This window comes from Cupriavidus sp. MEYA8, from assembly GCF_059278825.1.
The window spans coordinates 558,065-574,028 of record NZ_CM181222.1 but is presented as its reverse complement, the minus strand read 5'-3'; the positions used below and the strand labels follow the sequence as shown (position 1 = coordinate 574,028).

General features: G+C 68.7%; 13 protein-coding genes. 6 read left to right on the top strand and 7 right to left on the bottom strand.

The genetic code is table 11. The features are described from left to right. Window positions 1-43: 43 nt before the first annotated feature. The 4 genes from AC5WJ1_RS19745 to AC5WJ1_RS19730 form a co-directional block, all read right to left on the bottom strand. The gene (locus AC5WJ1_RS19745) at window positions 44-1,027 is read right to left on the bottom strand and encodes an acyl-CoA dehydrogenase family protein (RefSeq protein WP_135703646.1); all 984 of its coding nucleotides are present in this window, start codon (window positions 1,025-1,027) and stop codon (window positions 44-46) included. Between the two features lie 48 nt (window positions 1,028-1,075). After that, window positions 1,076-2,236 carry an acyl-CoA dehydrogenase family protein gene (locus AC5WJ1_RS19740; protein ID WP_135704010.1) on the bottom strand — a complete coding sequence of 387 codons (1,161 nt, stop codon included), beginning with the start codon at window positions 2,234-2,236 and terminating at the stop codon, window positions 1,076-1,078. 198 nt (window positions 2,237-2,434) lie between these two features. Continuing rightward, window positions 2,435-3,628: a helix-turn-helix transcriptional regulator gene (locus tag AC5WJ1_RS19735; protein WP_135703647.1), complete on the bottom strand. Its 1,194-nt coding sequence runs from the start codon at window positions 3,626-3,628 to the stop codon at window positions 2,435-2,437. Between the two features lie 480 nt (window positions 3,629-4,108). Next, window positions 4,109-6,454 carry a mechanosensitive ion channel family protein gene (locus tag AC5WJ1_RS19730; RefSeq protein WP_135703648.1) on the bottom strand — a complete coding sequence of 782 codons (2,346 nt, stop codon included), beginning with the start codon at window positions 6,452-6,454 and terminating at the stop codon, window positions 4,109-4,111. A 321-nt stretch (window positions 6,455-6,775) separates the two neighbouring features. On the opposite strand from AC5WJ1_RS19730, the gene AC5WJ1_RS19725 reads away from it, so the two are divergent. Together AC5WJ1_RS19725 and AC5WJ1_RS19720 are read left to right on the top strand one after the other, a co-directional pair. Beyond that, on the top strand, window positions 6,776-7,558 hold the full coding sequence (locus AC5WJ1_RS19725) for an SDR family NAD(P)-dependent oxidoreductase (protein ID WP_133094895.1): 783 nt from the start codon (window positions 6,776-6,778) through the stop codon (window positions 7,556-7,558). A 37-nt stretch (window positions 7,559-7,595) separates the two neighbouring features. Further along, window positions 7,596-9,179, top strand: a complete 1,584-nt coding sequence (locus AC5WJ1_RS19720; RefSeq protein ID WP_135703649.1) for a fatty acid--CoA ligase — start codon at window positions 7,596-7,598, stop codon at window positions 9,177-9,179. A gap of 37 nt (window positions 9,180-9,216) precedes the next feature. Here the strand turns inward: AC5WJ1_RS19720 and AC5WJ1_RS19715 are convergent, their stop codons facing one another. The 3 genes from AC5WJ1_RS19715 to AC5WJ1_RS19705 form a co-directional block, all read right to left on the bottom strand. After that, window positions 9,217-9,708 (bottom strand): DUF421 domain-containing protein, encoded by a 492-nt coding sequence (locus AC5WJ1_RS19715; protein WP_133094897.1) that lies wholly within the window; start codon window positions 9,706-9,708, stop codon window positions 9,217-9,219. Between the two features lie 156 nt (window positions 9,709-9,864). Continuing rightward, window positions 9,865-10,851 (bottom strand): Bug family tripartite tricarboxylate transporter substrate binding protein, encoded by a 987-nt coding sequence (locus AC5WJ1_RS19710; protein ID WP_133094898.1) that lies wholly within the window; start codon window positions 10,849-10,851, stop codon window positions 9,865-9,867. A gap of 118 nt (window positions 10,852-10,969) precedes the next feature. Then, on the bottom strand, window positions 10,970-12,064 hold the full coding sequence (locus AC5WJ1_RS19705; RefSeq protein ID WP_135703650.1) for a porin: 1,095 nt from the start codon (window positions 12,062-12,064) through the stop codon (window positions 10,970-10,972). A 579-nt stretch (window positions 12,065-12,643) separates the two neighbouring features. Between AC5WJ1_RS19705 and AC5WJ1_RS19700 the strand changes: the two genes are divergently transcribed. The 4 genes from AC5WJ1_RS19700 (at window position 12,644) to AC5WJ1_RS19685 (ending at window position 15,948) form a co-directional block, all read left to right on the top strand. Further along, the gene (locus tag AC5WJ1_RS19700; RefSeq protein ID WP_135703651.1) at window positions 12,644-13,531 is read left to right on the top strand and encodes an alpha/beta fold hydrolase; all 888 of its coding nucleotides are present in this window, start codon (window positions 12,644-12,646) and stop codon (window positions 13,529-13,531) included. 240 nt (window positions 13,532-13,771) lie between these two features. After that, entirely contained in the window at window positions 13,772-14,077 is a 306-nt protein-coding gene (locus tag AC5WJ1_RS19695; RefSeq protein ID WP_371704171.1) for a recombinase-like helix-turn-helix domain-containing protein, read from the top strand. Between the two features lie 34 nt (window positions 14,078-14,111). Next, complete coding sequence (locus AC5WJ1_RS19690; RefSeq protein ID WP_133094902.1) at window positions 14,112-15,182, top strand: aromatic ring-hydroxylating dioxygenase subunit alpha; 1,071 nt, start codon at window positions 14,112-14,114, stop codon at window positions 15,180-15,182. Continuing rightward, a complete protein-coding gene (locus AC5WJ1_RS19685) occupies window positions 15,175-15,948 on the top strand; it encodes an SDR family oxidoreductase (RefSeq protein ID WP_135703652.1) in 774 nt (257 codons plus the stop codon). Before AC5WJ1_RS19690 ends, AC5WJ1_RS19685 begins: the two co-directional genes overlap by 8 nt. Window positions 15,949-15,964 lie beyond the last annotated feature (16 nt).

The following is a 15,964-nucleotide window of genomic DNA, read 5'->3' as shown; positions in this document are numbered from 1 at the left end:
CACGCGCGTTGCCTGAAACCTCAGGCAATGCGCGTTTTCATTTTCACTCGCACCATCCACGCACCAGTTCGACCGCCCGGCTGTCCGTGCCGTCGAGCACCGCCTCGCCCAGCACGCGGCTCCACCAGCGCTCCGACCCGTCCGCCACGCGCCACGCATGCAGCCGGCGCGTGCAGAGCTGCAGGTCGTATTCCTCTGTGATCCCGATCGCGCCGTGCACCGCATGGGCGATGGCCGCCACTGGCGTGACGGCATCGCTGGCGAGCAGCTTGCCGAGCGCGGCGCGCAGGCGCTCGGGCTGGCCGGTGGTGCTGGCGCAGGCCAGCTGCGCCGCCACGCGCGCTGCCGCCACATGCTCGGCCATCTCGCTGACCTGATGCTGGATCGCCTGGAACTTGCCGATGGCGCGGCCGAACTGCTGGCGGTCGTTGGCGTACTGCAGCGTCAGGTCGAGCACCCGCGACAGCGCCCCGGCCAGCTGGACCGCGTGCAGGCAGGCGCCGAGTGTGCGCAGCGTGCCGGGCGCCAGCCGGAACGCAGCCGGCATGGCCGCCTCCGGGCGCGGCAGCCGCAGGGTCAGGTCGGCGTGCGCGCCGGTGAGTTCGGCGCGCGCGTCGGCCGCCGGCAGCAAGAGGCAACGCTCGCCGTCCTGCACCAGGAACCACCGGGCATGGCGCGCATCGGCGACGAGCGCAGCGGGCGCGCCGTCGTCGAAGCCCGCCAGGGCGATGGGTCCGTCGGGCAGGGCGATGCCCTGCGCGTGCAGCAGGGCGCGGGCGAAGATGGTCTGCGCCAGCGGCAGCGGCAGGACATGGCGGCCGGTGACGAACAGCACGGGGGCCAGTTCAGGCAGCGGCAGCGCGGCGCCGCCGGCGGCCTCGGGCAGCAGGCAGTCGGCAAAGCCGCTGTCGCGCAGAGTTTGCCACAAGGGAGAGGGATCGGCCTGCCGTTCCAGCGCGCGGACCGTGGCGGGCGTGCAGCAATCGCGCAGCAGCGCGTCGAGGGCGTCGGAGTAAGCGTTATGCATGATGGGTCTCGTCGGGGGGGCAGGACGTCGGGACGGTGCGGCGGGTCTTCAGCGCAGGCCGAGGCCGCGCGCGATCATGCCGCGCAGGATCTCGCGCGTGCCGCCGCGCAGCGAATACGACGGGGCGATCTGCGTGACGTAGGCCAGCGTGCGATAGAGCGCGCCGTCGGCGGCCAGTGCCGCTTCGTCGCCGAGCGCCGCTTCCACCAGCGCGGGGACCGATTGCTCGAAGGTCGTGCCCAGGTCCTTGACCAGTGCGGCCTCGACCACGGGGCTTTCACCGGCCGCCAGGCGCGCGGTCACCGCCAGCGACATCGCGCGCAGCACCGCCAGGTGCCCGGCAAGGCGGCCCGCGGTCACGGTGTCGCGCCGTGCCGGCGGCAGGCGGCGCATGGCGTCGAGCCAGGTGTCGAGCAGCACCACGCTGGAGTACAGCCGCTCGGGGCCGCTGCGCTCGAACGCGAGTTCGGCGTTGACCTGCTCCCAGCCGCTGCCGTCCTGGCCGACCAGCGCATCCGGGGCCAGCGCGACGTCGTCGAAGGTGACCTCGGAGAAGTGCGCATCGCCGGCCAGGTCGTGGATCGGCCGTACCGAGACGCCGGGCGCGTGCAGGTCGACGATGAACTGCGACAGGCCCGCCTGCCGGTCCTGCGGCGTGCCCGAGGTGCGCACCAGCGCGATCATGAAGTGGCAGCGGTCGGCGTTGGTCGTCCAGATCTTGCGGCCGGTCAGGCGCCACGAGCCATCGGGCTGGCGCACGGCGCGGGTCGTCACGCTGGCGAGGTCGGAGCCGGAGTTCGGCTCGCTCATGCCGATGCAGAAGAACGCCTCGCCGCGGCAGATCGCGGGCAGGTAGCGGGCCTTCTGCGCGTCGCTGCCGTAACGCAGGATCAGCGGGCCGCTCTGGCGGTCGGCGATCCAGTGCGCCGACACCGGCGCGCCGCAGGCCAGCAACTCCTCCACCAGCACGAAGCGCGAGTAAGGATCGAGGCCGGCGCCGCCGTATTGCGCCGGCAGCGTAATGCCGACCCAGCCGCGCGCCGCAAGTGCGCGGCTGAACGCCGCATCGAACCCCATCCACGAGCGCGCGCGGGTTTCCGGCGGCAGGGCGGGCAGGTGCTCGTCAAGAAAGGCGCGGACCTCGGCGCGGAACGCGAGCGCGTGCGGCGGCAGGGGCGTCAGGTCGAAGGTGGATAGCAAGGCGGTCACGGTGAAGTCCGGTAGCTGTGGCACGCGAGCCCTGCGGAACGCGGCGGCGGCTGCCTTGCATTCCGGATGGCTCAGGGTGGGCCACAGCGTAGTTCACGCGTCGAGCGCCAGTCCAATATTGATTTATTGGGAAGCGATACCGATTCGATATGGAGGTGCCCCCCGGCCGGGTCACCCTTGGGGGCCGGTGCCAGTGCTTCAGGCCGTCCCCGCTCGCGGCGTACGCGGCCGGACCGCCGAGGTCACCCCGGCGCGTTCGAGATTGACGCCCGGCAGCAGGTGCAGCAGGCGCACCAGCTCGGACTGGCGGTGCGTGCCGGTCTTGCGCAGCGTATCGCGGATATGCACGCGCACCGTATGCGGCGACAGGAACTCGCGCTCGGCGATTTCATTCAGCGTCTCGCCGGCGGCGAGACGGACGGCGATGATGCTTTCCTTGCGCGACAGCCCGAACAGCGAGGCCAGCACGCCCGCATCGAGCACCGCGCGCGATTCCGAATTGCCGAACAGCATCATCGCGGCCGGCAATTGCCACGGGCCTTCCACCGGCTGGCGCGAGACCAGCGGCGTGACGATGATCGGCACCGGCTGCCCGCCGGAGGTGATGTGCATCCAGGAGCCCGACGCGGCTTCGGCGCCGCGGCCGCGCATGGCGCCGTCGAGCAGCTTGCGCAGCACCGCCTGCAGCGTGTCGCTGTGGGCGCGCAGCACGCCGTCCTGCAGCGACAGGTGGCTGTCGGCCTGCACCAGCGCCTCGGCCCAGCTGTTGGCGTAGCGCACGCGCAGGTCGGCCTGCAGCACCATCACGCCAAAATCCAGGGTATCGAGCCCGGCCAGGCCAAGGCTGGCCAGCCCGCTCAGTTCAAAGTTGCGCTGCTGCATGCGCGCGGCACGCACCCAATGCGGCATGACGTGGGCCAGGCGCCGCTCGCGCTGGCCGGCGCTGATGCTGCCCGCGCTGGTGCCGCTCATCAGTACGCAGACCTCGGCGTTCTCGACCAGGCGGATGCCATGTTCGAGTCCGCTGCATGCCAGCGTGGAGACTGGACGCTCGGCCACGGCGCCATCGTGAGAGGCCGTGTGCAGCGGCGCGCAGGCGGGGCTGTCAGGCGTGTCGGCCGGCATACAGCAGGCGCCGGCGTAGGGCAGCTCGAGCGGATTGGGCAGCCAGCCGCCAACGCTTGCGCCGTTGGTGAAGCAGCCGTGGGGCGTGACGCCCAGGCGTGCATGGCCGGCGAGCTTGTCCCAGATCAGGTAACGCGGGCTGCCGGTGGAGGTGTACCGGGAGAAAAGGTCGAGTGCCGCCGGCATTGCCGCAACGTCCAGCGCGGACTCGTAGATCGAGTCGACCAGACGATGGAAGTCCTCGTCCGTAGTCGGGTGTTCGCCCATGTTCACATTCCCCCCGGCGGCAAACGCCTCCTGCTTGTGCCACGGCAAGTGGCCACTTTCTTTTGTGTTATCGGTGCCGCTCTGGCGTTCTGTACCTGCGCCGATACGGCTCGCAGCGGTCCCGTCAGGCTCATCCGGCGCGCTGCGATAAGGCAATCATGCCAAACAATGTTGTTTCTTTTGTCCCCCGTGTCGGGAGGGAAAACACGGATTGCAGGCATAACACTTAGCTGGGGCCATACCAAATTGCTGCTTTGCAGCGTATGGGAGGTCGGGCGCACTACCGACTTGTGAGGCGTGATGGTAATGCGGGTGACGAGAACGCCGAAATTTTCAGCACGGAAATAGTGCCGGGCGTTTCACACACGCCACACGTGTCCAGAATGTTGGCGGCAAAAAGACCCCGTTGCCGGGCCGAGAATAGGTTGCCATACCCGTTTCTGCGAACGGGCCGGTTCGAACCGGCATTCGAACCGGCTGCTATGGCGCCGCCGGGTTCGCTTGCTCGTCGCCCCCCACCTGCAGCCCTTTGCCATCGACCTGAATGGTCAGGCTGGGCGATGCCATGCGGATGCCGTGGGCGTCGAAGTTGCGCTTCAGGCGTGCATTGAACGCGCGCGTGATTTCCGCCTGCGTCAGCGGCCGGGTCTTGAACTGTGCCATCACCACCGGCCCGCTCGGGTCGAAGCGGTCCAGGCCGAGGATGTCCAGCCCCGACATCAGGTTGCGCGAGTAGCGGAAATCTCGCGCGATTTCCGTGCCGGTGGTGCGGATCAGCTCGAGGGCGCGGTCGAGGTCGCTGTGGTAGCTGATGCCGATGCTGAACACGGCATAGCCATAGCCGCGCGACAGGTTCTTGACCGCCTTGATCTGGCTGTACGGCAGCGTATGCAGCGCGCCGCGTCCGTCGCGCAGCTTGACCGTGCGGATGGTCATACCTTCGACCACGCCGGCATGGTCAGGCAGCTCGATCGAGTCGCCGATGGCGATAGAGTCCTCGACCACGATAAACAATCCGGTGATCAGGTCCTGCACCAGGCTCTGCGCCCCGAAGCCGATCGCCAGCCCGACCACCCCCGCGCCGGCCAGCAACGGTGTCACGTTGACGCCCAGGTTGGCCAGCACGGCAATCACCGCGATCAGCAGCAGCCCGATGAACGAGGCATTGCGCACCAGCGGCAGGATGGTCTTGGCGCGCAGGCTGGGCTGCGCGCCGCGTCCATGCGCGGGCGACAGCGTCTGCGTGATGGCGGTGTCGATCAGCAGCCAGACCAGCCAGGCCAGCAGCACGGTGCTGGTCACGCTGAACACGGTCTCGGTGATATGGCGGCCCGCTGCGGAAGATTCCGCCAGCTGCATCAGCGACGTGTCCCAGACGCGCATCACCATGGCAAGAAATACCACCCAGATCGCCACCCGCAGCAGCGCCATGGCGAAGCGGCCAAAGCGCTGCACATAGGCCGAGCGCCGGCGGTCGCGGAAGCGGGGCGGCCGTGCCGTTGCCTTGGGCGAGCGCCTGGCGACCATCGTCAGCAGCAGTGCCGCCACGAACAGCGCGACCGAAGCCACGGTGCGGCGCAGGAATACATCGGCGTGGCCGGCGGCGAGCAGCGTGCCGATCACCGACGCGACCACCACCGCGAGCACCGGCAAGTGCCAGGCCTGGCCGATCAGCCGCAGCAGGTCGGTCAGGCCCGGGTGGGACTGGCGGAAGGCCAGCGGCCGGTGGCTGATCAGCTGGCCGATCTGGCGACTGAAAACGAGCGCGAACACGCCGATGCCCAGTGCTGCGGCGATATTGGCCGTGGTCGACACCAGCGCGGCGAGGTTGGTGCCGAGCACCGCGACGACGCGGCTGTCGGTGGCGCTGTCGCCCAGGGCCGCCAGTGCGCCGGTGCAGAACAGCAGCCACGGCGAGCGCGCCAGCAGCTGCCGGACCGCAAGCTGGCGGTGCGCGGTGCGGAACAGGACGAAGATGACCTGGCACATCGCGGCGGCGACGGCACCCGCCACGATGGCGTATGCGACCAGCACCGCGGCCACGGCTGCTGGCGACTGCGCGAAGGTGCGCGTCGCCATCAGCAGCGTGATGCCGAATGCGATCACCCAGGGCCCGATATGCCGCAGCATGAAGACGCCGACATCCACCCAGGACGGCACCTCGGGCAGCCTGGCGCGCTCGGTACGCGGGCGCGGCGGCGCGCGCCGGCGCCGGATGCGATGGCCGATCTCCCACAGGCCCCAGCCGCTCGCCGCCCATACCGCCAGCACCAGCGCGAATTCGCGCAGCGATTCCAGCCCCGAGCGGGTGCCCCGGTGGGTCAGCGCGGCGCGCCATTCCTCGCCTGCGAAGCGCGAGCGCCAGCCCCAGTATTGCCACGGGCCGCGGTCCTTGCGCAGGTGCGTGTCGACTTCGTCGAGCACCTCGGCCACGGCTCCGATCAGCCCGGGTGCCGAAGCGCCGGCCGCAGCGGCGGACGCCGGCGCCGGCGCCACCGCGGAAGCGTCCAGGCCGCGCCGCAAGGCCTGCAATTGGCCGACCAGCGCGCGCCGTTCGCGATCGTCCTGCAGTGTTGCGATGACCTGGTCGAGCGACTGCGCCAGCGGCACGCTGGCCGGGGCCGCCGGCGCGCTGGCCGGCGCCGGAGCGGGCTTGGCCGGTGCCAGCAGGGTGGCAAGCGGGCCTGCCGCCATAGCGGGCGCTGGGACCGTACAACACAGCAGTGCGAGCGCCAGCAGCGCGGCATGCATGGCCAGGCTCGCACCTGGCGTGAGCCGGCGTGGCCACATCGATCGGGAGGGGGCGTTGCGATCGGGTTTGCGCATGGCTGGATGTCCGCACCTGGCCCGGCGTGACGCTGCCGGCGGAGGCGCGGGAATGAACGTCGATCGCGCCACTGTAGCGCATCGGCGGTGCCGGGTGACGCACCGCCGCATCCGGCACGTCGGGCCACCCCGGGTCCACGTCTGGGTCCACGTCGGAACCATTCGTCGCTTCGGACGATGCGTCGCTTGCGCCGATCCACGAATCTCGAACCCACTCCGGCGTGGGCATTTCGGCGCCCGCCGGCCACTCTCAGATCGCGGGCGCGCGCACCAGAACCGGTGGCCCGTCCGGCCAGCAACAAGACACAAGGGAAAGACGGCATGGAACTCAATGCATCGGTATCGGCAGTGATCACGGGCGGCGCCTCGGGCCTGGGCGCGGCAACGGCGCGCGCGCTGGCGGCGCACGGCGTGCGCGTGGCGCTGTTCGACCTCAACGCCGAGAAGGGCGAAGCGCTGGCGCGCGAACTGGGCGGCGTGTTCTGCCAGGTGAACGTGACCTCGGAAGCTGAAGTCGAGGCCGGCTTCGCCAGGGCACGTGCCGCCATCGGCCAGGAGCGCATCCTGGTCAACTGCGCCGGCACCGGCAATGCCATCAAGACCGCGTCGCGTTCCAAGGAAGCGCCGGACCAGATCAAGCACTTTCCCTCCGATGCCTTCGAACGCATCATCCAGATCAACCTGATCGGCACCTTCCGCTGCATCGCGCGCTCGGCGGCCGGCATGCTGACGCTGGACACCGCGGGCGGCGAGCGCGGCGTGATCATCAGCACCGCATCGGTGGCGGCGCAGGATGGCCAGATGGGGCAGGCCGCGTACTCGGCGTCCAAGGCCGCCGTGGTCGGCATGACGCTGCCGATCGCGCGCGACCTCGCGGGCGAGGGCATCCGCGTCAATACCATCCTGCCGGGCATCTTCAATACGCCGCTGCTGCAGGGCGCGGCCGAGAACGTCAAGGCCGCGCTGGCCGCTTCGGTGCCGTTTCCCAAGCGCCTGGGCCAGCCGGAAGAGTTCGCCTCGCTGGCCGTCGAGATGTGCCGCAACGGCTATTTCAACGGCGAATCCGTGCGGCTGGACGGCGCCATCCGGATGGCGCCGCGCTGAGCGAAGCGGCCTGGATGGAATCAACACGGAGACGCGGATGGATTTCAGCTACCTGAGCACGCTGCCCGATGCCGTGCGCCATTTCGCCGGACTGCGGCCCGACGCGGTGGCATATGCGTTCGAGGGCCGCCAGACTACCTACGCCGACTTCGAGCGCAATACCGACCGGGTCGCGCAGGCGCTGCTGGCCGAGGGTATCCACGCCGGCGACCGCATTGCCTATATCGGCAAGAACAGCGACCACTACTTCGAACTGCTGCTCGGCGCGGCCAAGGCTGGCGTCGTCACCACTCCGGCCAGCTGGCGCCTGGCGCCGCCGGAGATCGAGTTTATCGTCGGCCATTGCGACGCGGTGGTGCTGTTCGTCGGGCCGGAATCGGCGGCGATGGCAAAGTCGCTGCTGCCGGCGCTGCCGATGGTGCGCACGGTGGTGCTGATGGAGCCGTGCGCCGACGGCGGCGATGCCCCTTGCTACACCGACTGGCGCGACGCGCAGCCGGCCACGCCGCCGGCACACCGGCCGGCGCCGCACGACGTGGTGCTGCAGCTGTACACCTCTGGCACCACCGGGCGGCCCAAGGGCGCGATGCTGACGCACCGCAACCTGACCATCGGCACCGAGGTCAGCGAGCGCGAAGGCATTGCCTGGTCGCACTGGACGGCCGACGATATCTCGCTGGTGGCGATGCCCGTCGCGCATATCGGCGGCTCGGGCTGGGGACTGCGCAATCTGCTGTCTGGCGCCAAGGGCGTGGTCGCGCGCGAATTCGACCCGCGCGCGGTGCTGGATTTCATCGAGCACGAGCGCGTCAGCAAGCTGTTCATGGTGCCGGCGGCCATGCAGATCGTGCTGCGCGATCCGCGCGCGCGCCAAGTGGATTACTCGCGGCTGAAGTACCTGCTGTATGGCGCCGCGCCGATTCCGGCGGCGCTGCTGCGCGAGGGCATCGAGGTGTTCGGCTGCGGCTTCGTGCAGCAGTACGGCATGACCGAGACCACCGGCACCATCGTCGCGCTGCCGCCCGAGGACCACACCACCGAAGAGGTGCCGCGCATGCGTGCCGCGGGCAAGCCGCTGCCAGGCGTGGAAATCAAGGTGGTCGACTATGAGGGGCGCGGGCTGGGTCCCGATGAAGTCGGCGAGATCGTGGTGCGCTCGCAGCACAACATGGCCGGCTACTGGAAGCAGCCCGAGGAGACCGCGCGCACCATCGACGCCGATGGCTGGCTGCGCACCGGCGACGCGGGCTACATGGATGCGCAGGGTTACCTGTACATCCACGACCGCGTCAAGGACATGATCATCAGCGGCGGCGAGAACGTCTATCCGGCCGAGGTCGAAAGCGCGATCTACGGCCACCCGCAGGTGGCTGACGTGGCCGTGATCGGCGTGCCGGACGAGAAGTGGGGCGAAGCGGTGAAGGCCATCGTCGTGCTGAAGCCGGGACAATCGCCCGATCGCGACGGCATCATCGCGTGGACGCGCCAGCGGCTGGCCGGCTTCAAGGTGCCGAAGAGCATCGAGTTCGTCGACGCGCTGCCGCGCAATCCGTCCGGCAAGCTGCTGCGGCGCAAGCTGCGCGAGCCGTTCTGGGAGGGGATGAACCGGCAGGTGAACTGAGCCTGGCTCCCTGTCCCGCGAGCGGGGCGGGGAGCATCTACTTCTTCTTGATCACGCTGACCTTGCCATCCGCCTCCAGGTACAGCGCCTTGATCTCCTCGAGCTTTTCTACCCCCTGCTCGCGATATTTGGCTTCTAGCTCGTCGTCGGTGATCGATTCGCGCCGCATGTTTTCTTGCAGCCTGGTGCCGTCGCGCACGAGCAGGATTTTCTTCGCTTCGGCAAAGCGCTGGAACGTGGGGAAGTGGTAGGCCAACAGGTCGATCAACCGGTTCCACGCAATCAGCGTGACGACCAGCAGCATGGCGTCGGCAACGCCTTCACCCTTGCCGGCCATGCCGTTCTGCGCCGCGTCGGCAACGATCACGACCAGAAGCAGGTCGGCAATGCCCATCGAGCCGATGTCGCGCCGCACGACGAAACGGAACAGCAGGAACAGCGCCCAGTACATCACCGTGCCGCGAACGACGATCTCGAGTGGCGAGACGGTGAAGAAGAGCGCTTCGCGCCAGTCGAACGAGAAGTCCATGCCCGAAACACAGCAACTTCCGGACCACTTTGCAGCGATGGCGCTTGTGCACGCCACGCCGCCGCGCTGACGGTAATTCTTGCAGCGGCTGCGTACGGATTGCCGTCGCGCAGCCGGGCGGGCTCCTGCTTCCGCAGGAAGCCGCCGGTGCGAGGATCAGTCGGCCTGGATGCCGAACTCCTTCACGATCTTCGTATAGCGCGTGGTATCCGCGGCGATCAGCTTCGACAGCGCGGCCGGCTCGCCGCCCGCCGGCGTGACCGCGATGGTGGCCATGCGCGACACCACGTCGGGCATCTTCAGGATGTCGTTGACGTGCGTATTGAGCGTTCGCACCACGTCGGCGGGCATGTTCTTCGGACCCAGCAGCGCCTGCCAGGCGCCGATCTCGACATCCTTGTAGCCCAGCTCCGCCAGCGTCGGCACGTTGGGCGCGAACGGCGAGCGCTTCAGGTCCGCCACCGCCAGCGGCACCAGGCTGCCGTTGCCCACGTACTGCGCCACCGCGCCGTAGGTGACGTAGGTCACCGGCACCTGCCCGCCGATCACGTCGACAATGGCGGGCGCCAGGCCGCGATACGGCACCTGGCTGATCTTGATGCCGGCGGACTTGTTGAACAGTTCGCCCATGATGTGCATCGGCGAGCCGTTGCCCGGCGTGGCATAGGTTTCCACCTTGCCCGACTTGGCGCGTGCCACCAGGTCGCTGACCTTGGTGATGCCGGTGCCCTTGTTGACCACCACGAACAGGGACTGCGTGCCGATCTGCGAGATCGGCGTGAAGTCATGCTGCACGTCGTAGCTGGCGCCGGTGCCGGCCTTCAGCACCAGCGGAGCGATGGCGACCGTGTTGGGCGCCAGCAGCAGCGTGTAGCCGTCGGGGTTGGCGCGCGCGACATAGGCGCTGCCGATCGTGCCGGCGGCGCCGGTGCGGTTTTCCACCACCACCGACTGCTTCAGCCGCGGTGCCAGCTTTTCCGCGAACATGCGGGCCAGTACGTCGACATCGCCGCCGGCCGGATACGCAACGACGATGGTGATGGGTTTGTTCGGGTACGCGCCCTGGGCCAGGGCGGCGCCGGTGCAAAGCACGGTGGTGGCGGCGGCCAGCGTGGCCAGGACTTTGCGGCGTGCAGACTTCATGATGTTCAGACCTCGGTAAGACTTGGCGCCCGGCGGGGGCCGGGGGCCAACATGGCTGGTGAAGCGGCTGGTGAAGCCCGGCGCGCGGCGCCGGGGCATGGTGGCCAACTCAGCCGACTCAGAAGATGTGCTTGATGCCCAGCATCGAGCCCCACTGGTTCGCGCCGGGGCGGGGGTTGGAGCCGGGCGAACCACCGCTCACCGACATGGCGAGCTGGCCGTCGTTATTGATATAGCCCGCGGTGGCGTAGACCGAGGTGCGCTTGCTGAAACTGTATGTCGCACGCAGCGCGTAGAGCATGGCCTCGTTGTCGCTGCCGTGGTAGTTCAGGAAGTAGACCTGGCCGGCCAGGTTGACCGCCGGAGTGATGTCGTAGGAGACGCCGGCGTAGTACAGGTCGCTGATCGGCGTCGGGCTGCCTTCGTTGTCGCGGCGGATCCAGCCGGCGCCAAGCTTGGTGTTCTTCAGCAGCATGTAGCCGCCCAGCGACAGGCGGTCGTCGGTCAGGTTGCTGTTGGTCAGGCCGCCGAAGGCGCCGGGGCCGCCGCGCTGCGAATCGTAGGCTGCGATCAGGCCCCAGGTCTTGCTGTCATAGCCGATCATGGCCGACCACTCGCGGCAGGCCTTCTTGTCGGCCGGGTTCTCGCCGGCGCAGTTGGTGCCGGCCGGGCTGGGGCCGGCGTTGACCGCGTCGCGGCCGAAGCTGTAGGTGGCACCGACCACGAAGCCGTTGAAGTTGGCCTTGTATGCGACCGCGTTGTCGGCGCGCGTGTTGGGCAGGTAGTTGTCGAGCGAGCCCGAGCCGTACACGTTCGGCCCGAGGATATCGCTGTCGAGGATGGCCCAGAACAGCATCGTGTACTGGCGGCCGAACGACAGCTGGCCATACTGGTTGCTCAGGCCGACCAGCGCCTGGCGCCCGAACAGGCGGCCGCCCTGGTTGGCGTTGCCCGTGTCCGGCGAAAAGCCCGATTCCAGCACGAACAGGCCCTTCAGCCCGCCGCCGAGGTCTTCCGTGCCGCGGATGCCCCAGCGCGACGGCACCGTGGCGGTGTTGTTGGGCATGCGCACCAGGCTGTCGCCGTTGGCGCCGACATTGCTCACGTACTCGACACCGCTATCGATGACGCCGTACAGCGTCACCGACGATTGGGCCGAGGCCAGCAGGGGGGAAGCCGCGAGCAGCGCCGCGGCGGTTCGTGCAAGTTTCATCTACCAGTTTCCTTCCGTTTTTCCGTCTTGTAATCGTCTTTGTGGTCCGGGCCGCTGCGATGGCGCCCGGGTTTCAGGGCAGGCTTGTTATTGGCAGGGTGTTCTCCTCTTGTGGATCCCGCAGGCTGTCAAAAGCCGCAGTGTCTAGCAAAAATGCTGCCATAGCCGCTTTTGTGTTTTATATATGGAACATCAAACAACATAAGAAACGTTGAGCAAAATATAGCCGCGAGTTTCCAAAAGCTGTGAGGAGGGTTATCCCTAGTGCGGCAAGGCGACGACGCGCCGGACAGCCGCTGGCTGCACCCGCGCAGGGCCGGGCGTGCGCACGGGCGGTGCATCGGCACTGCGCGGCGCGCGCCACCGGCGGCCCGGTCGCCCAGGCGTCTTGCCGCACCGGCAAAGGCGCTGCGCCGGATGCCATGGGCCAAGGCCTGCCGCACCCTGCAAACCGGCGCGTGCACCAGGCCGGCGCGTTGACGTTTCCGTGTCGGATAGGCCTATCGTTTACCCTCATCCCGTTTCCCGAGGCGCACGCCTATGCTTCAAAAGTTTTATTCGCAAACCTAAGTTTTATATATGGAACAAAATCAGCCCCCCATTCCTCCTCAGCCGGATCGGCAGCTACTGGAGGCCCTGAGCAGCGGGTTTGCGGAACGCGTGGTGACGGTCGACCGCGGTGCGCAGGTGACCTACCGCAGCGGCGGGACCAGCGGGCCCGCCATCGTGCTGCTGCACGGCATCAGCTCCGGCGCGGCCTCGTGGCTGCCTTGCGCCAGCCTGCTGGCGGCGCAGGCGCGCGTGATCGCCTGGGACGCGCCGGGTTATGGCAACTCGACGCCGCTGGCGCAGGCGCGCCCGCTGGCATCGGACTACGCGCTGCGGCTCGATGGCTTGCTGCAGACGCTGGGCATGCAGCCGGCGCTGATCGTCGGCCATTCGCTGGGTGCGCTGATGGCCGCGGCCTATGTCGCGAACGCGCGCAACCTGCCGGCGCGGCTGTTGCTGCTGAGCGTGGCGCAGGGCTATGGCGCGGCGGGCAAGGAGGCGCAGGCGCAGCAGGTGGCCCAGCAGCGGCTGGCGGCGCTGGATACGCTTGGCGTTGAAGGGCTGGCGCAACGCGGGCCGGCCCGGCTGCTGAGCGAGCTGGCCGATGCCGGCGCGCAGGCGTGGGTGCAGTGGAATATGCAGCGGCTCAACCCGGACGGCTATCGCCAGGCGGTGGCGATGCTGTGCGGCGACGATATCGACCGTTATCTGTCGCGCCGTCCGGCGTCACTGCCCACGCGCATTGCCTGCGGCAGCCGCGACGTGGTGACCACCCCGCTGGCCTGCGGCACGCTGGCCGAACGCTTCGACCTGCCGCTGGCGCTCATCCCCGACGCCGGCCATGCCTGCTACATCGAGCAGGCCGCCGCGACCGCGCGGCTGATCCGCTCGGCGCTGCCGCCCCAAGGCGACGCCTGACCCTACCCGGCGCCGCCAGCCGCTTGGCGCCGCTCCCTTGGCGCGCCGCTTGCGCCACCTGGCTCCGGCTTCGCGGGTTTACCCCAGTCAATTTTTACGGTTGTGTTGTCTATAGTCGTACCTGTGTTCAATATCTAAACCAGTGTTTCATTAGTAAAACACGACGGGCGCAAAAGCAGGTCGCGCCCGGGCGGCGTCGGAACACGGTCCCCCAAGCTGCAAGACATGGAGCAAAGCGCAATGGAAAGCCTCTCGTACAACCCGAACCTGGTGCCCTGGGAGCGTCCGGCGCCGAACAACGTCGCAGGCAAGGGCCATATCGAACAACCCGGCAAGGTTGCCAACATTGTCTGGCAGACCCGCGCCACCGCGCCGAGCGCCTACGAGAACGCGCTGGGCGACGCGCTTGAGGCCGCCTTCGAAGGCGGCGCGCAGAACCCGCAGGACATCGTGCGCGCGTTCAACGCCGCCGGCTTCCTGGGCGTCGACGGCCAGCCATGGACCGAAGAGCGCTTCCTCTCCGAAATGCGCCGCCTGGGCGCCTGAACCGCGTCCGCATCGCGACCATAGCGAGAACAACATGGAATCGAACAAGCAAGCCCGCGCCGAAGCCCGCCTGAACACCGGCCTGCGCAACTACTGGTACCCGGTCGCCGCCTCGTGGGCGGTGAGCCATGCCCCGATCGGCATCACCCGCCTGAGCCAGAACATCGTGCTGTGGCGCGACGGCGCCGGCCAGGTCCACGCGCTGGAAGACCGCTGCCCGCATCGCGGCGCGCGCCTGTCGATGGGCTGGAACCTGGGCGACCGCGTCGCCTGCTGGTACCACGGCGTGGAAGTCGGCGGCGACGGCCAGGTCAAGAGCGTGCCGGCGGTGGAAAGCTGCCCGCTGGAAGGCCGCACCTGCGTGCGCAGCTACCCGGTGCAGGAAAAGGCCGGCGCGATCTTCCTGTGGTTCGGCGACCAGGCCCCGCAGGGCGAAGGCAGCCCCGACGAGCTGCGCCTGCCGGAAGAACTGGTCAGCGAAGAACACAGCAACTTCCTGTGCGTGGCGCACTGGGACTGCAATTACCGCTACGCCATCGACAACGTGATGGACCCGATGCACGGCGCCTACCTGCACGCGGTGTCGCACTCGATGGCATCCGGCGAGAAGTCCGCCGTGATGCAGATCCGCGAGACCGAGCACGGCCTGGTGTTCGAGAAGACCGGCCAGCGCGGCGTCAACTTCGACTGGGTGGAGTTCGGCGAGACCGGCACGCTGTGGCTGCGCCTGGCGATCCCGTACCGCGCCAAGGTCGGCCCCGGCGGCCCGTTCGGCATCGTCGGCATGGCCACGCCGGTGGATGAAGACCACTGCATGGTGTTCTTCTGGCGCACCCGCCACGTGCAGGGCTGGGAGCGCGACGTGTGGCGCTTCCTGTATCGCAACCGCCTGGAGCAGCTGCACTGGGACGTGCTGGAGCAGGACCGCGTGGTGCTGGAAATGATGGCCCCCAACGCACGCGACCACGAGATGCTGTACCAGCACGACGCCGGCATCACGCGCGTGCGCCGTCTGCTGAAGCGCCGCGCCGACCAGGAAATCGCCGACGAGCCGGTGGCGATGCTCAAGCCCACGCAAGCCGCCGGAGCCGCCAGCCATGCCTGAGGCCATCACCAACAACGCTCTGCTGGCCGGCCGCAAGGTGCTGGTCACCGGCGCCGCACGCGGCCTCGGGCTGGCCTTCGCGAAGTCGCTGGCGGAAGCCGGCGCCAGCGTGGCCATGGCCGACATCCTGGCCGAACGCCTGCAGCAGGAAGCCGATGCGCTGCGCGCCCGCGGCCTGAAGGTGGTGCCGGTCCTGCTGGACCTGTCGGACCCCGCCTCGGTGCAGGCTTGCGCCGATGCCGCGGTGAAGGCACTGGGCGGCCTCGACGGGCTGGTCAACAACGCCGCCGTGACCGACTCGGGCGGCCGCGATGCCAGCGCCATCGACATCGCCACCTGGGACCGCGTGATGAATGTCAACGTGCGCGGCACCTGGCTGATGACTTCCGCCTGCCTGCCGGCGCTGCGCGCCAGCGGCCGTGGCGCGGTGGTCAACCTGGCCTCGGACACGCCGCTGTGGGGCGCGCCCAACCTGCTCGCCTATGTGGCCAGCAAGAGCGCCATCATTGGCATGACCCGTTCGCTGGCGCGCGAGCTGGGCCGCGACCAGATCACTGTCAACGCGGTGGCCCCGGGCCTGACGCTGGTGGAAGCCACCGAGTACGTGCCCCAGCACCGGCACGACCTGTACCGCGAGCAACGCGCGATCTCGCGCGAGCAGCTGCCCGACGATGTCTGCGGCGCGGTGCTGTTCGCACTGTCCGACCTTGCCCGTTTCGTGACCGGCCAGACGCTGGCGGTCAACGGCGGCTTTGTCATGCATTGATCCGAAATCCACTGAA

Excerpts from the sequence above, each read along its gene's own strand:
- AC5WJ1_RS19745 (WP_135703646.1), bottom strand. The coding sequence starts at position 1,027 with ATGCATAACGCTTACTCCGACGCCCTCGACGCGCTGCTGCGCGATTGC.
- AC5WJ1_RS19735 (WP_135703647.1), bottom strand. The coding sequence starts at position 3,628 with ATGGGCGAACACCCGACTACGGACGAGGACTTCCATCGTCTGGTCGAC.
- AC5WJ1_RS19730 (WP_135703648.1), bottom strand. The coding sequence starts at position 6,454 with ATGCGCAAACCCGATCGCAACGCCCCCTCCCGATCGATGTGGCCACGC.
- AC5WJ1_RS19725 (WP_133094895.1), top strand. The coding sequence starts at position 6,776 with ATGGAACTCAATGCATCGGTATCGGCAGTGATCACGGGCGGCGCCTCG.
- AC5WJ1_RS19720 (WP_135703649.1), top strand. The coding sequence starts at position 7,596 with ATGGATTTCAGCTACCTGAGCACGCTGCCCGATGCCGTGCGCCATTTC.
- AC5WJ1_RS19715 (WP_133094897.1), bottom strand. The coding sequence starts at position 9,708 with ATGGACTTCTCGTTCGACTGGCGCGAAGCGCTCTTCTTCACCGTCTCG.
- AC5WJ1_RS19710 (WP_133094898.1), bottom strand. The coding sequence starts at position 10,851 with ATGAAGTCTGCACGCCGCAAAGTCCTGGCCACGCTGGCCGCCGCCACC.
- AC5WJ1_RS19705 (WP_135703650.1), bottom strand. The coding sequence starts at position 12,064 with ATGAAACTTGCACGAACCGCCGCGGCGCTGCTCGCGGCTTCCCCCCTG.
- AC5WJ1_RS19700 (WP_135703651.1), top strand. The coding sequence starts at position 12,644 with ATGGAACAAAATCAGCCCCCCATTCCTCCTCAGCCGGATCGGCAGCTA.
- AC5WJ1_RS19695 (WP_371704171.1), top strand. The coding sequence starts at position 13,772 with ATGGAAAGCCTCTCGTACAACCCGAACCTGGTGCCCTGGGAGCGTCCG.
- AC5WJ1_RS19690 (WP_133094902.1), top strand. The coding sequence starts at position 14,112 with ATGGAATCGAACAAGCAAGCCCGCGCCGAAGCCCGCCTGAACACCGGC.
- AC5WJ1_RS19685 (WP_135703652.1), top strand. The coding sequence starts at position 15,175 with ATGCCTGAGGCCATCACCAACAACGCTCTGCTGGCCGGCCGCAAGGTG.